The sequence below is a fragment of the Nonomuraea maheshkhaliensis genome, from assembly GCF_039529435.1.
Classification (GTDB): domain Bacteria; phylum Actinomycetota; class Actinomycetes; order Streptosporangiales; family Streptosporangiaceae; genus Nonomuraea; species Nonomuraea maheshkhaliensis.
On the sequence record NZ_BAAAMU010000098.1, the window covers coordinates 24,409 to 38,015 of the forward strand.

At 71.6% G+C, this 13,607-nt stretch carries 10 protein-coding genes and 1 pseudogene; 1 reads left to right on the top strand and 10 read right to left on the bottom strand.

Features of this window, described 5'->3' with window-relative positions; translation table 11 throughout:
- Window positions 1-46: 46 nt before the first annotated feature.
- Genes ABFX54_RS41865 through ABFX54_RS41890 form a run of 6 tightly spaced genes read right to left on the bottom strand, consistent with a single transcriptional unit; the run spans window position 47 to window position 5,927 of the window.
- Window positions 47-1,615, bottom strand: coding sequence for a SpoIIE family protein phosphatase (locus tag ABFX54_RS41865; protein WP_346112445.1), 1,569 nt, complete (start codon window positions 1,613-1,615; stop codon window positions 47-49).
- The gene (locus ABFX54_RS41870) at window positions 1,608-3,266 is read right to left on the bottom strand and encodes an ATP-binding response regulator (protein WP_346112446.1); all 1,659 of its coding nucleotides are present in this window, start codon (window positions 3,264-3,266) and stop codon (window positions 1,608-1,610) included. The genes ABFX54_RS41865 and ABFX54_RS41870 overlap by 8 nt, the downstream gene beginning before the upstream one ends.
- Window positions 3,253-4,266 carry an ATP-binding protein gene (locus tag ABFX54_RS41875; RefSeq protein ID WP_346112447.1) on the bottom strand — a complete coding sequence of 338 codons (1,014 nt, stop codon included), beginning with the start codon at window positions 4,264-4,266 and terminating at the stop codon, window positions 3,253-3,255. The genes ABFX54_RS41870 and ABFX54_RS41875 overlap by 14 nt, the downstream gene beginning before the upstream one ends.
- Before the next feature lie 58 nt (window positions 4,267-4,324).
- A complete protein-coding gene (locus ABFX54_RS41880; protein WP_346112448.1) occupies window positions 4,325-4,726 on the bottom strand; it encodes an anti-sigma regulatory factor in 402 nt (133 codons plus the stop codon).
- Window positions 4,723-5,088: an STAS domain-containing protein gene (locus ABFX54_RS41885; RefSeq protein ID WP_346112449.1), complete on the bottom strand. Its 366-nt coding sequence runs from the start codon at window positions 5,086-5,088 to the stop codon at window positions 4,723-4,725. Before ABFX54_RS41885 ends, ABFX54_RS41880 begins: the two co-directional genes overlap by 4 nt.
- Entirely contained in the window at window positions 5,088-5,927 is an 840-nt protein-coding gene (locus tag ABFX54_RS41890) for an STAS domain-containing protein (protein WP_346112450.1), read from the bottom strand. Before ABFX54_RS41890 ends, ABFX54_RS41885 begins: the two co-directional genes overlap by 1 nt.
- Window positions 5,928-6,369: 442 nt before the next feature.
- Here ABFX54_RS41890 and ABFX54_RS41895 point away from each other — a divergent pair, with 442 nt between their 5' ends.
- The gene (locus ABFX54_RS41895) at window positions 6,370-7,020 is read left to right on the top strand and encodes a biliverdin-producing heme oxygenase (protein WP_346112454.1); all 651 of its coding nucleotides are present in this window, start codon (window positions 6,370-6,372) and stop codon (window positions 7,018-7,020) included.
- A 72-nt stretch (window positions 7,021-7,092) separates the two neighbouring features.
- Here the strand turns inward: ABFX54_RS41895 and ABFX54_RS41900 are convergent.
- The 4 genes and pseudogenes from ABFX54_RS41900 to ABFX54_RS41915 form a co-directional block, all read right to left on the bottom strand.
- A pseudogene (locus tag ABFX54_RS41900) lies at window positions 7,093-8,223 on the bottom strand (SulP family inorganic anion transporter); the annotation flags it as partial.
- 160 nt (window positions 8,224-8,383) lie between these two features.
- Window positions 8,384-10,006: a glycoside hydrolase family 13 protein gene (locus ABFX54_RS41905; RefSeq protein ID WP_346112451.1), complete on the bottom strand. Its 1,623-nt coding sequence runs from the start codon at window positions 10,004-10,006 to the stop codon at window positions 8,384-8,386.
- A 143-nt stretch (window positions 10,007-10,149) separates the two neighbouring features.
- A complete protein-coding gene (locus ABFX54_RS41910; protein WP_346112452.1) occupies window positions 10,150-12,678 on the bottom strand; it encodes a CBM35 domain-containing protein in 2,529 nt (842 codons plus the stop codon).
- A 36-nt stretch (window positions 12,679-12,714) separates the two neighbouring features.
- Window positions 12,715-13,607, bottom strand: an 893-nt coding sequence (locus ABFX54_RS41915) for a carbohydrate ABC transporter permease (protein ID WP_346112453.1), incomplete at its 5' end; no start/stop codon positions are given.

A 13,607-nucleotide genomic window follows, 5' to 3' on the forward strand; every position in this document is an offset into this window, starting at 1 on the left:
GTCACGGGCCCCGCCGTCACGGGTCCGGCGCCACGGGGTCCTGCCGTCACGGGTCCCGGCGGACGACGACGAGTGCCACGTCGTCCTCGCGGGCCCCGAACGCGGCCAGCATCCGGTCGGCGAACTCCTCCAGGTCGTCCTCGACGACCTCCGCGAGCCGCCTGGCGGTCTCCATGCTCTCGTCCAGCGAGATGTGCCGGTCCTCCACGAGCCCGTCGGTGAACAGCAGCAGCGTGCCGCCGGGCGGCAGCTTCAGCCGATCCACCGTGTACGACTCCGGCAGGGCGCCGAGCAGCAGGTTGCCCAGGTTGTGATAGGCGCAGCCGGGACCGGAGAACAGCGGCGGGATGTGCCCGGCGTTGGCCACCTCGATCTCCCCCGTGGCCGGGTCGATGAGCACCAGGCACAGGGTCGCGGTCATGCGCGGGTGGTAGCGCCGCATCATCTGGTTGAGCAGGTCGAGCGAGGCGCTGAGGTCCACCTGGCCGATGAACGAGGCCCGCATGGCGTGGCGCAGCTCGGCCATCACGGTCGCGGCGTGCAGCGAGTGCCCCTCCACGTCGCCGATGGCCACCAGCACCCGCTCGTCGATCGGCAGCACCTCGTAGAAGTCACCGCCCACCTCGATGTTGTCCGCGGCCGGCTGGTAGCGCATCGCCACCTGAAGGCCGGGCACCTCGGGGATGCGGGTGGGCAGCAGGCTGCGCTGCAGGGTGAGCGCGATCGTGTGCTCCTCCGCGTACGCGCGCAGCGCGTCCACCGCCAGGGCCAGCTCCTGGCCGAGCTGGCGCAGCAGGTTCACCTCGTCGGTGTCGAGCGGCGGGTGGGCCTCCACCCCCAGGTAGATGGGCGCCTTCGAGTTCTTCGTCCGGCAGAGCACGCCCGTGCTGCTGCCCTCGATCCGCACGTCGGGCAGCAGGCCGCGCCACTCGTCCGCGTGCAGGGTGAACACGTGGGTGCGGGCCGCCTCCCGCTGCACCATCCGGCTGAGGCGGTCGAGCAGGTCGGGCCCGGCGGGGGCAGCGACGGCCCGTTCGCCCGGTTTGGCGCGGTAACGGCGGGTCCGTCCGTCGGGCATCAGCGCCAGGGTGCCGCAGTAGCGGTTCAGCAGCTCGGCCGAGCCCTCGACGGCCACCGTCAGCAGTTCGTCGAAGCTCTCGGACTCGTTGATGCGCAGCGTCACCTCGGCCAGCACGGCCAGCCGCCTGGCCATGAGCTCGGCCCGCCAGCGCGCCCGGTAGTAGCGCAGCATGGCCTCGACCGTGGCGGCGAACTCGGCCGGCTCGATCGGCTCGGCCAGGTAGGCGTCCGCGCCGCGCTCCAGCCCCTCGGCCCGGTCGGCCACGGTGATGGCGTTGGCCGAGACCTGGATGACGGGGATCGCGGCGGTCTCAGGGTCGCCCTTGATGCGCTCGCACACCTCGTACCCGGGGATGTCGGGCAGCCGCACGTCGAGGACGACCAGGTCGACGTGGTGCGCGGCGAGCAGCCGCAGCGCCTCCTCGCCGCCGCTCGCCTCGATCACGGTGTGGCCTGACCGGCGCAGCCAGCTCGACAGGATGTACCGCTTCGTCGGCGTGTCGTCGACCACCATGACGGTCGCCGTCTCAGGCATCCTTCGTCCCCTTCGCGCCCCGGATGGCATGAAGCAGTTGTTCCCTTCTCAAACCGTGCTTGGACAGCACCTTCTTGGTGTCGGGAGCCTGCTGCGGCGCGATCGTCACCACGACCACGGGGATGTCGCGCAGCCGCTCGTCCTCGGCCATCCGCTGGAGCAGCACGTTGCCGTCCATGCGCGGCATGAGCAGGTCGACCAGGATCACGTCGGGCGGGGCCGCCGCCATCAGCTCCAGCGCCACGGCCCCGTCGGGGGCCTCGTCGACGTGTGTGGCGAAGCCGTACAGCATGCGGCGGGCGGCGGCGCGGAACACCTCGTCGTCGTCGGCGACCAGCACCCGCTCCAGCTCGGGCGGCCCGCTGTAGTGGGGCAGGCGCAGCGTGGCCGTGGTGCCCTCGCCCTCCGCGCTGGCCAGCTCCAGCGTGCCGCCGAGCGCCTCGGCGAGCCTGCGGGCGTACGGCAGGCCGAGCCCCGTCCCCCGGTACCTGACCTGCAAGGAGCCGGGGATCTGGTAGAAGTCCTCGAACACGCGGTCGATGTGGTCGGGCGGGATGCCGATGCCCGTGTCGCTGACCGTGATGACGGCCTCGTTCTCGGCGTCGTCGAGGCGGGCGCGCAGCGTCACCTCGCCGTGCTCGGTGAACTTCAGCGCGTTGGACAGCAGGTTGCGCAGGATCCTGACCAGCATGCCCTCGTCGGCGTACAGTTCGGCGGCCTCGGGGGCCACGTCGTGGCGCAGCTCGACGCCGGCCTGCTCGCTGGTCGGGCGCATCGTCACCCGCAGCTGCTCGGCGACCTGGACCAGGTTCACGTGCGCCGGCTGCGGGTCCAGGCGGCCCGACTCCGCCTTGGCCATGTCGAGCAGCTCGCTGACCAGCTCAAGCAGCGTCTCGGTGGAGCTGCCGATGAGCCGTACCTGATGCTCCTGCTCCTCGGTGAGCTCGTCGCCTCCTGGGCCGGTCAGCAGCCTGACCAGGCCGATGACGGAGTTGAGCGGCGTGCGCAGCTCGTGGCTGACGGTGGCCCAGAAGCGGTTGCGCGCCTCGGTGGTCACGCGCAGCTGGCTGGACTTCTCGTCCAGCTCGGCGTAGAGGGCGACCACTCCCCTGTTGGTCTCCTCCAGTTCGTCGGAGAGCTGGTTGTACATCGCCAGCACGCCGGAGTTGGTCTCCTGGAGCTCGGCGTTGAGCCGCAGCACGTCCTCCAGGGTGCCGGCCAGCTCCTTGTTCTGCTCGCGCAGCTCGTCGAGGGCGGAGACCGGCGACAGGCGGGCCAGTATGGTGCGGATCTCCTCGACGGGTACGGTCCGCGGGCGGAAGCGCAGCCGTTTGGAGAGCGTCACGCTGTGCTCGTCGAGCACGACCGAGTCCACCAGCCGGCCGGCCAGCGTCAGGCCCTCGGAGCCGGCCAGGTCGGAGCGCCCGGTGTGGTCCAGGGTGATGAGCAGCCGCTGGTCGTCGAGGGCGATCGTGGCGCTCGAACCTGGGCCGTAGACCTCGCGGCCGGCCTCGCTGAGCGCCGTCGCCACCCGGATCTGGTCCTGCTGGTCGAGCCCGGCCAGCTCGGCGGCGGCGCGGCCGATGCGGCGCAGGACGAAGACGTCCTGGTCGGCGTCGAGCCGGACGCGGACGAGCTCAGCGGCCGGCATGGGCCGGCCTCACCGTCACCACGCAGGCGTCGTCGCGCCTGCTGCCCGCTTCGCGCAGGAGACCCGCGGCGATCACCACCGGGGTGCGGGCGAACAGGCCGGGGATCGCCGCCGGGTCCCAGCGGTCGGTCAGCCCGTCGGTGTGCAAGACCACGACGGCGTACGCGGGCAGCTCGTAGGAGTACTGGCGCAGCCGGCCTCCCCGATGCCCCGCGATGCCGGGAACCGACACCATGCCCTGCCGTCCTTCCCCGTGCGCGACCCAGCCGGAGACGTTGCCCAGGCCGGCGTAGGAGACGCCGCCCGGCTCGACGCGGGCGACCGCCACGGCGCCGCCCCTGGTGCCGGACATGCCGGCGTGCAGGCGTGCCACGATGTCGAGCGGCTCCTGGTCGCTCACGCCGTGGAACAGCTCCACGGCCCGCTGCGCGGCCTGCGCGGCGATGTGGCCGTGCCCGAGCCCGTCGCAGACCAGCACGGTCGTCACCGAGCCCGACCTGGCGATGGCGAAGCCGTCACCGGACACCGGCTCCTCGCCGATCGGCCGCGTCACGCCGCCGGCCCGTAGCGGCGGCGGGGCCGCGCCGTCCGCGGTGAAGTGCATGGCCAGGACGGTTCCCCGGCCGGGCAGGGAGTGAACGTCGTAGCCGGAGGCGATGCGGGCGATGGCGCCCAGCCCGATGCCGAGGGTGCCGGAGGTGGAGTAGCCGTCGCGCAGCGCGCGGGCCACGTCGGCCATGCCGGGGCCGCGGTCCAGGCAGATGAGCTCCACGGTGGCCGGGGCCTCCGGGTGGGGGCGCACCATGGCCGTGCCCTCGACCGCGTGCTTGACCAGGTTGGAGACGGCCTCGCTGACGGCCACGGCCGTCTGCCCGACGAGCACCGGGTCGAACCCGGCCGCCTCGGCCAGCCCGACGGCCTTGCGGCGGACCGCGCCGACCGCGCTGGGGTCCTCGGCGCGGACCCAGGCGTCCGCGCGGGGGCCGGTCACCGCGCCCATGCCACACCCCAGGTCACCGGGCCCCAGGTCACCGGGCCCCAGGTCACCGGGTCCGGTGTCATCTGGCCCATTTGGTCACCGTCACGGTCGTGCCCTTCCCCGGTCCCGACAGCAGGTCGAACTCGTCGACCAGCCGGCGCGATCCGCTGAGCCCGAGCCCGAGGCCGTTCCCGGTGGTCCAGCCGTCGGTCAGGGCCAGTTCGAGGTCGGGGATGCCGGGGCCCTCGTCGGTGACGACCAGTTTGAGCCCGCGCCTGGGGCCGTTCTCGACGACCAGGATGCGCACGTCGCCGCCGCCGGCGTACACCAGGGCGTTGCGCGCCAGCTCGCTGGCGGCGGTGACGATCTTGGTCTGGTCGACGAGGGACAGGCCCATCTCGATGGCGACACTCCGTACGAGCTGGCGCACCGCGACGACGTCGGCGCTGCTCGTGATGACGACCTCGTGCTCGCCGCTCACGGCGTCGCGCTCCGGATGTGGTCCAGAAGCGCGACCCCCTTCTCCAGGTTGAGTGCGGTACGGACGCCGCCCAGCGACAGCCCGAGCTCGACGAGCGTGATGGCCACGGCCGGCCGCATGCCGACGACCACGGTCTGCGCGTCGAGCATGCGGCACATCCCGGCGATCGTGGCCAGCATCCGGCCGATGAAGGAGTCGACGATCTCCACGGCGGTGATGTCGATGATCACTCCCCTGGCGCCGTGCTCCACCACGGCGTCGGCGAGGTCTTCCTGGAGGGCGAGCACGCTCTGGTCCTCCAGGTCGATCTGGATGGAGACGATGAGGACGTCACCGAGTTTGAGTACGGGAACGCGCTGCATCAGGCGTTCTCCGCCCGGATGGAGACGTGCGCCGGACGCGCCCGGCCCACTTCGATGCCCGCGCGCCTGAAGGTGTGCGCGAGCGCGTCGGCCAGGGACGCCTTCGTCACGATGTCGCCGAACTCGACGCCGAGCGTGACGATGGTGTGCGCGATCTGCGGGCGGATGCCGGAGATCACGCACTCCGCTCCCATCAGGCGGGCCGCGACGACCGTCTTCAGCAGGTGCTGGGCGACCTGGGTGTCGACGGCGGGGACGCCGGTGATGTCGATGATCGCGTGCTCGGCGCCGGTGTCGACCAGCGTCTGCAGCAGCTTCTCCATCACGACCTGGGTGCGGGCGGAGTCGAGGGTGCCGATCAGCGGCACCGCCACGATGCCGTCCCACATCTTGACCACCGGGGTGGACAGTTCGAGCAGCTGCTCGGCCTGGTCCAGAATGATCTTCTCGCGGGCGTCGGTGTACGTCTCGAACGTGTACAGCCCCAGGTCGTCGATCAGCCGGGAGAACCAGACCAGCCCGCCGGCCGCCTCGGCCCGGTCGGCGTCGGCCTCGGCGAGCTCGAAGACGACCTCCTTCAGCCCGAACACCGCCCTGGCCGTGTCGGAAGGCGCGAAGCCGGCGCGGGCCCGCGATCGTGAGAGCTCGGCCAGCAGTCCGCGGACGTCGGCGAAGTCGTTCTTGCCCGCGTCGAGTGCGGCGAGCAGCGCCCGGTAGAGCTCCGACAGCTCCTCCGGGGACGCCTTGGCGATCTTGGCCCAGCGGCTGATGATCTGCTCTTCACTGGTCCTGAGCAGTTCTTCTATGCGTCGCCTGGCTGTGTCGGCTTGAACGGACAAGGATCACTCCAGTAGGGGCGGCCAGCAATGGTCGTATGCTAGTGCGATTTATCGGCATCAGGCACTCCACTGGGGGCTCTCCAGCGTCACCGACCGTGTACGCCCATGCGGGCCGGAGCACGTTCACGACGCCCACCAAAAACGATCTCTTGCTGCCGAATGCCCCGACACATGGAGGTTTTGCCGCTTAATTTCCCGCGCACGGGATCTCTTTCACTATAGGTGCGGCGGATGAATGCTTTACCGCCGCCGGGCCCGGCGGAACGCCGGTCACACAGGGTCTCCGGACACCGGCGCGGGAACCCGGCTCTTGGCGAGGCCGTTCATGGGGTACGGAAGTGGGGAGGCCGGATTTGCTGACATGGTGTCGTCATCAGCTTGACGCCGGATGCCGGCGTTTGTGACACTTCGTCATGAAACGTCAGCACGAGAGGTGGGCCGCGTGACCGCGTCGTTCTCCGAGACCCTGCGAACCGCCACCTGGGCCGACCACGAGTCCGCCGAGTCGGAAGGTTACCTCTCCGCGTTGATGGCCGGTCGGCTGAGCGAGCACGATTACGGCGAGATGGTGGCTCAACACTACTTCGCCTACACCGCGCTCGACGGCGTCTCGCGCGCACTCGCCGACCACCCGGTGGCCGGCCGCTTCGTCTTTCCCGAGCTCTATCGGGAGCCCGCGCTGGAGCGAGACCTTGAGACGATCTACGGCTCCGGCTGGCGGGAGCGGATCACCCCGTCGAAGTCCACCCGCACCCTCGTGGCCCGCATCCAGCAGGTGGCCGACTGGCCGGCCGGTTACGTGGCCCACCACTACACCCGCTATCTCGGCGACCTCTCGGGCGGGCAGTTCATCCGGATGGAGCTGCAGAAGATCTACGGGTACGCCAAGGGCGGCGGCGTCGACTTCTACATCTTCGACGAGCTGGGCAGCCTGCCGCGGTTCAAGACCGAATACCGCTCCCGGCTCGACGAGCTGGGCACGGGGCTCGCGGAGCGCGAACAACAGCGGATGATCGGCGAGGTCAAGCTGGCCTACCAGCTCAACACCGAGGTGCTGGGCGACCTGGCCCACCTGGCCGGAGCCGCCGCCTGACCCACCCGCCCGCCGGTGCTCAGTGGGCTGTTCCGGACAGTTCGCCGGACAGCTCGGCGTGCGTCTCCGCGTGATGACCACCTGCGCGGGGTCGCCGGCGTAGTCGAACCGGGTGACCAGGTCGCCGGTGGAGGCGCAGAAGAGCCGGCCGGTGACGGCGTAGACGGCCTGCTCGCCGTCGGGGTCGACGACGGCCAGAGACCTGGGCGAGGTGCGCGACCCGGAGGGCGAAGATCACCAGCCCGGTCAGCGACCCGGCGGCGACACCGATCGCCAGGTTGTGCGTGGCGACCACGATGGCCACGGTGACGACCATGACGTGATCTCGCCCGCGGGCACGCGCCGCGGCGTGGCCGGCGCGACCGAGTGCCGGCCGAAGGTGCCGAACGAGACCAGCGCCATCACCGCGACCAGCGCGGCCGTCGGAATCTGCGACACCCACGGCCCGAAGACGATGCACAGCACCATGAGCATGACCCCGGCGGTGAACGTGGACAGGCGGGTGCGGGCGCCGTTCTTCACGTTGATCATGGTCTGGCCGATCATGGCGCAGCCGCCCATGCCGCCGAACAGGCCGGTGACGATGTTGGCCAGGCCCTGACCGATGGACTCGCGGGTCTTGCTGGAGCGGGCGTCGGTGATGTCGTCCACGAGCTTGGCCGTCATCAGCGACTCCATCAGGCCGACCAGGGCGAACGCGAGCGCGTACGGGGCCGGCAGGGTGAGCGTGTCCAGCGTGAGGGGCACGTCGGGCAGCCCGGGCACCGGCAGCGACGACGGCGGCGTGCCGCGGTCACCGACCGTGGGGACGCCCAGCCCGGCGAGGGTGTTGACGAAGCCGACCATCACGCTGCGCGGCACGAACCGCATCAGCTTGGCCACCCCGAGGGCGCCGAGCACGATCGGGATGAGGCCGCCGAGGATGACGGTGGCGATCAGGTAGCCGAAGCCGTGCTCGCGCGCCAGCGGGGCCACCACCAGGGCGATGGCACCGGTGGCCGCCGAGATCATCGCGGGCCGGCCGCCGGCGACCGCGATGGCGACCGCCATGGTGACGGAGGCGAACAGGCCGACGCTGGGATCGACGCGGGCGATGATCGAGAACGAGATCGCCCCGGGGATGAGGGCGAGGGCCACGACCAGCCCGGCCAGGAACTCGATACGGGCCACCCTGGGGTGGAGCCAGGCCGGGCGGGCGCACACAGGCTTGCGGACTGCTGCGGGTGCGGGGCTGGGCCAGAAGTTCCTTCAGCACGAGACGAACGCTCCTGTTCAGAGCCCCGGCGACTTTGCCGTACGGGTCCGCGCGGCCGGAGCCGCACCCGGCAGGGGTCAGCGCCGCTGGAGCCGTACCCCGTACGAGTCAGCGCGGCGGGAGCCGTACCCAGGCGCAGCCGTCCGGGGCCAGGAGCCCGTCCTCGACCGGCGCGCTGGCGAGCAGGACGTGGCCGGGCAGCGGCACGGGAGCGCCGGTGAAGTTCACGAAGCAGGCGAATCCCTCCTCCCTGGCGAACGCCACCACGCCGGGCTCGGCGTCCAGCCACGTCAGCGCCGGGGGCAGCCCGGCGAGCAGGTCGCGGCGCAGCGCCAGCGCGGACCGGTAGAGGGAGAGCATCGAGCGGGGGTCGGCCGCCTGGGCGGCGGCGGTCACGCCCTTCCAGGTCAGCGGCTGCGGCAGCCAGGGGGCGCGGGCCGCGTCCGGCGGTGAGAAGCCGAACGGGGGCTCATCGCCCGACCAGGGCAGCGGCACCCGGCAGCCGTCCCTGCCCCGGTCGGTGTGGCTGGAGCGTTCCCAGGTGGGGTCCTGCAGCAGCTCCTCCGGCAGGTCCTCCACCTCGGCCAGCCCGAGCTCGTCGCCCTGGTAGACGTAGACGCCGCCGGGCAGCGCCAGCGTGAGCAGCGCGGCCGCGCGGGCCCTGCGCACGCCCAGCTCCAGGTCGCTGGGCGCGCCGTGGCGCTTGTTCCCCATGTCGAAGGCCGTCTCGGCGCGGCCGTAGCGGGTGACGTGGCGGATCGTGTCGTGGTTGGACAGCACCCAGGTGGGCGGCGCGCCGACGCTCTCGTGCGTGGCCAGGGTGGCGGTGATCACGTCGCGGACGGGGCCCGGCTCCCAGGCGCCGCACAGGAACTCGAAGTTGAACGCCGAGTGCAGCTCGCCGGGGCGCAGGTAGCGAGCGTACTGGGCGGGGGTCGGCAGCCACACCTCGCCGACGAACACCCGCTCGCCCGGATAGGAGTCGGCGACCCGCCGCCACGACCGGTAGATCTCGTGCACGCCGTCCACGTCCTGGTACGGCAGGTCCGCCGGATCCGGGTCCTCCCCCACGTCCGGCAGCCCGGCCTTCTTGACCAGCCCGTGCGCCACGTCCACGCGGAATCCGTCCACCCCGCGATCCAGCCAGAAGCGCAGGATGTCCTCGAACTCCCCGCGCACCTCCGGATGCTCCCAGCTCAGATCCGGCTGCTCGGGGGCGAACAGGTGCAGATACCACTGCCCGTCCGCGACCCGTGTCCACGCCGGCCCGCCGAAGTAGGAGCGCCAGTCGTTGGGCGGCAGCTCGCCGTCGCGCCCCCGTCCCGGCCGGAACCAGAACCGCTCCCGCGCCGGTCCGCCCGCCAGCGCCTCGACGAACCACGGGTGCCGCGCCGAGCAGTGGTTGGGCACCAGGTCCACGAGCAGGCGCAGGCCGTGGGCGTGCACGTCGGCGATGAGCCGCTCGGCCTCGGCGAGCGTGCCGAAGACGGGGTCGATGTCGCGGTAGTCGGCCACGTCGTAGCCCGCGTCCGCCATCGGGGAGACGTACCACGGGGTGAGCCAGAGGGCGTCCACGCCCAGGTCGCGCAGGTAGGGCAGGCGCCGCCGGAGCCCGGCGAGGTCGCCGACGCCGTCTCCGTTCCCGTCGGCGAAGCTGCGCACGTAGATCTGGTAGATCGCGGCGGTACGCCACCAGGCGGCGGACGGCACGGACGGCTGGGGGTGGGACACGTGGCTCCTGACTGTCGGACGGAGGAGGAGAGGCGGAGAAGAGGAGGAGAAAGGGGAGCATCCCGCGAGATGCACCCGGAGTTCGGCGGGATGCCCCCGGGGGTTCGGCCGTCACCGGCCGCATGTCCCCCGGGGTGCGGCCGTCACCAGCCGCTGTTGCCCTGACCTCGGACGAAGGTGTAGCCGGTGGGGTTGTTCAGGCCGCCGGACGCGGCCCCGGTGACCTTGACGCCGCTCGCGGTGGCGCTGCCGGCCGCGGCGGCCTCGATGCCGTACGTGCCGGCGCCGGAGATGGTGACGTTGTCGAGGGTGAGGCCCGAGATGGTGCGCTGCCAGCTCAGCAGCAGCCCCTGGTGGAGGCTGTCGCTGACGGTGACGTCCTGGACCACGACGGGCGCGGTGATGTCGGCCGTGTCGGCGTAGATCCACAGGCCACCGAGCTGGGCTCCCCAGTTGGGCTCGTACCCGCCGGTCCTGGTGAGCGTGTTGCGCCGGACGGAGGTGGTGCCGCTGAAGGGCACCGGCGCGAAGCGGGTGCTGATGGCGATGCCGGCGGAGGCGGTCACGGTGTCGGACAGCAGGTTGTCCTCGACCCGGTTGCCGGCGCCGCCGTAGACGCCGACGGCGTTGGCCAGCATCGGCAGGGTGACCGTGTTGAAGGTGAACGCGCAGTTCGTCACCGCCGCGCCCTGCGAGAACATGGCCAGCCCGTCGTCCCCGGTGTTGCGGACGACGCTCTGGTCGAAGCGGGTGTCGCGGACGTTCGCGTGGATGTTGACGCCGTCGGCGAACGTGTCGCGGATGCGCGCCCCGGCGACGTACAGGCCGTCGGTGCCGGAGTCGATCCACATGCCCACCTTGACGTGCTCCATCCAGACGTTGTGCACCAGGGAGCCGGTGCCGAAGTTCCCCTCGATGCCGGCGTCGAAGGCGGCGTCGTCGCGGTAACGGACGTCGCCGGCGATGGTCAGATCGGCGATCTGCACGCCGGAGCCGCTGGCGAAGAAGCCACCCTTGCCGTTCGTACCGCGGACGGTGCTGTACCACTGGCCCGCGCCGCGCACCGCGACCCCGGCCACGTTGATCCGGGAGCCGATGACGAACGTGCCCTGCGGGATCCACACGCCCTTGCCCTGGGCGCGGGCGGCCGCGATGGCGGCGTCGATCGCGGCGGTGTCGTCGCCGGTGTCGTTCGCGACGGCGCCGTAGGAGGTGACGGACAGGTGGTCGGCGGGCATGGGCAGCGCCGGTGCGACCTGCTCGGTGTCGATGAGGTCGATGACGTAATAGGCGGCGCTGGACGAGGCGTCCTTCTGCAGCTTCAGCACCGTGCCCGCGGGCTGGGCGGGGATGCGGGCGCGGGCCTCGTCGAAGAAGTGGTGCGGGCTGCCGCCGGCCGGGTCGTTGCTGTACGGGTAGGCGCCGTAGACCCAGCTGTAGGCGGAGCTCAGCGTGAGGTCCTGCAGCTTGACGCCGTCGGCGTAGAGGGCCAGCGGGGCGGTGATCCCGGTTCCCGCCGCGTTGTCGGGGACGATGTGGCGCACGACGATCGAGTTCGCCGGCCTGGTCAGGGTGAACTGGACGTACTCGCCGGTGGCGTCGAGCTTGACGGCGCGGCGGCCGGACGCCTCGGCGGCCTGGGTGAGGTAGGCGCGGTCGGGACCGATGACGGAGGCGTTCGTCGTTCCCTGCTCGGCCTCGTACTCGGTGTAGGGGACGGTGGCGCCCCTGGCGGCGAGGGTGCCGGCGCCGTCGACGGTGATGCCGTCGAGGGCGACGCCGCCGGTGTCGCCGCTGTCGTACTGGTAGCCGATCAGGTTGAAGCCCGCGCGCAGGGTCAGCGTATGGGTGAGGGTGAGCCAGCCGGAGCCGGCGGGCAGGGTGAGGCGGCCGGCCTTGAGCCCGTTGACGTACGCGGTGAGCGTCCTGGCGCCGCCGGTCGGGTTGGCGTAGCGCAAGGTGGTGGCGGCCGAGCCCGCGGCGGGCATGGTCACGGTGCGGATGGCGCGGGCGCCCGGCGTGGTGAACCCGGTGGCGTAGCCCGTCCCGGCGTAGCCGCCGATCGAGGTGGCCACGCTCGCGCCGCCGGACAGGAACGCGGTCTCCATCTCGTACGGCAGCGCCGCCACCGGGTCGGCGACCGTGATGCTGTCCAGGTTGACGTTGCCGAGGTCGGTGGCGTCGAAACGGTAGGCGATGGTGTTCTGGCCCGCGTCGAGAGTGAACGTCTCGTCCCTGGTGGCCCAGGTGTTCCAGGCGCCGACGGCGGGCAGCGAGATCTGGCGGATCTTGGTGCCGTTGACGTACACGGACAGGGACATCGTGGCGGTGGTGCCGTTGGCGTAGCGCAGGCCGACGGTGGCCGCGCCCGCGGTGGCGGCGGTGACGGTGAACGTGGTGGCGGCGCGGCCCTTGTTGCCGTCGGTGTAGCCGGCCACGAAGCCGCTGCCGGTGTAGCCGGCGTGCTCGGTGCTGATGGCCGCGCCGCCGGACAGGGCGGCCGACTCGGCCTGGTAGGTGCGGGTGGCGGCCTGCGCGGGAAGGGCCACGAAGGCGAGGGCGATGGCGGGGAGGAGGGCGAGTAACAGGGTTCTGAGCGTGCTTCCGGACAGCGTCTTCTCTGGCAGCGTGTTCTCGGGCAGCGTGTTTTCGGGCAGCGTGTTTTCGGGCATGGCGGACCGGGCTCCTTACTCGGGGTGGGGGGTGGATCAGCCCTTGAGCGCGCCGGCCGACAGGCCGTTGAGTATCCCGCGCTGGAAGATCATGAAGATGACGATCATCGGGATGGAGGCGATGGCGAGCGCGGCGAACATCTCGTTCTGGGGCACGTACCCCGTCATGGCCAACCGGCTCAGCGCCACGCTGAGCGTCTGCGCCTGGGGGTCGCGCAGCACCAGCAGCGGCCAGAGGAAGTCCTTCCACGAGCCGATGATCGCGAAGATCGACACGACGGCGAGCACCGGCCGCGACAGCGGCAGTACTACGCTCCACAGCGTGCGCAGCCGCCCGGCCCCGTCGATGGCCGCCGCCTCCAGCAGTTCGCCGGGGATCCGGTCGAAGAAGCGCTTGAGCACGTAGATGTTGAAGGCGTTGGCCACGGCCGGCAGCCACAGCGCCCACGGCGAGTCGACCAGGTTGACGCCGAAGATCGGCACGTCCACCACGGCCAGGTATTTCGGCACGAGCAGCGCGTCGGCCGGGAGCATGAGGCTGGCCAGGATCAGGCCCAGCACCAGCTTGCCGAGCACGGGCCGAAGGCGCGACAGCGCGTACGCCGCCGCCACGTCCACCACGAGGGTGACGAGCCAGACGCCGGCCGTGTAGAAGGCGGTGTTGAGCAGAAACCGGCCCAGGTCCAGCCGCTCCCACGCGACGGCGAACGTCTCGGGGTGCCACGCGCGCGGCACCAGCGTGGGCACCGGCTCGGCCAGCTCGGCGGGCGCCTTCATGGCCCCGGTGATCATCCAGTACAGGGGGAAGATGAAGATCAGCAGGAACAGCGCGGCCATCGCCGTCAGCGCGGCCCAGTAGAGGACGCGGCGGTGGCCCCGGTTGAGGTCGGCCTCGGAGATCAGCGTCCTGGCGGCGGGCTCGCGGCGGG

What these genes read in the sequence shown, in the direction of transcription:
- ABFX54_RS41870 (WP_346112446.1), bottom strand. Translation starts at nt 3,266, where the DNA reads ATGCCGGCCGCTGAGCTCGTCCGCGTCCGGCTCGACGCCGACCAGGAC.
- ABFX54_RS41875 (WP_346112447.1), bottom strand. Translation starts at nt 4,266, where the DNA reads ATGGGCGCGGTGACCGGCCCCCGCGCGGACGCCTGGGTCCGCGCCGAG.
- ABFX54_RS41910 (WP_346112452.1), bottom strand. Translation starts at nt 12,678, where the DNA reads ATGCCCGAAAACACGCTGCCCGAAAACACGCTGCCCGAGAACACGCTG.
- ABFX54_RS41885 (WP_346112449.1), bottom strand. Translation starts at nt 5,088, where the DNA reads ATGCAGCGCGTTCCCGTACTCAAACTCGGTGACGTCCTCATCGTCTCC.
- ABFX54_RS41865 (WP_346112445.1), bottom strand. Translation starts at nt 1,615, where the DNA reads ATGCCTGAGACGGCGACCGTCATGGTGGTCGACGACACGCCGACGAAG.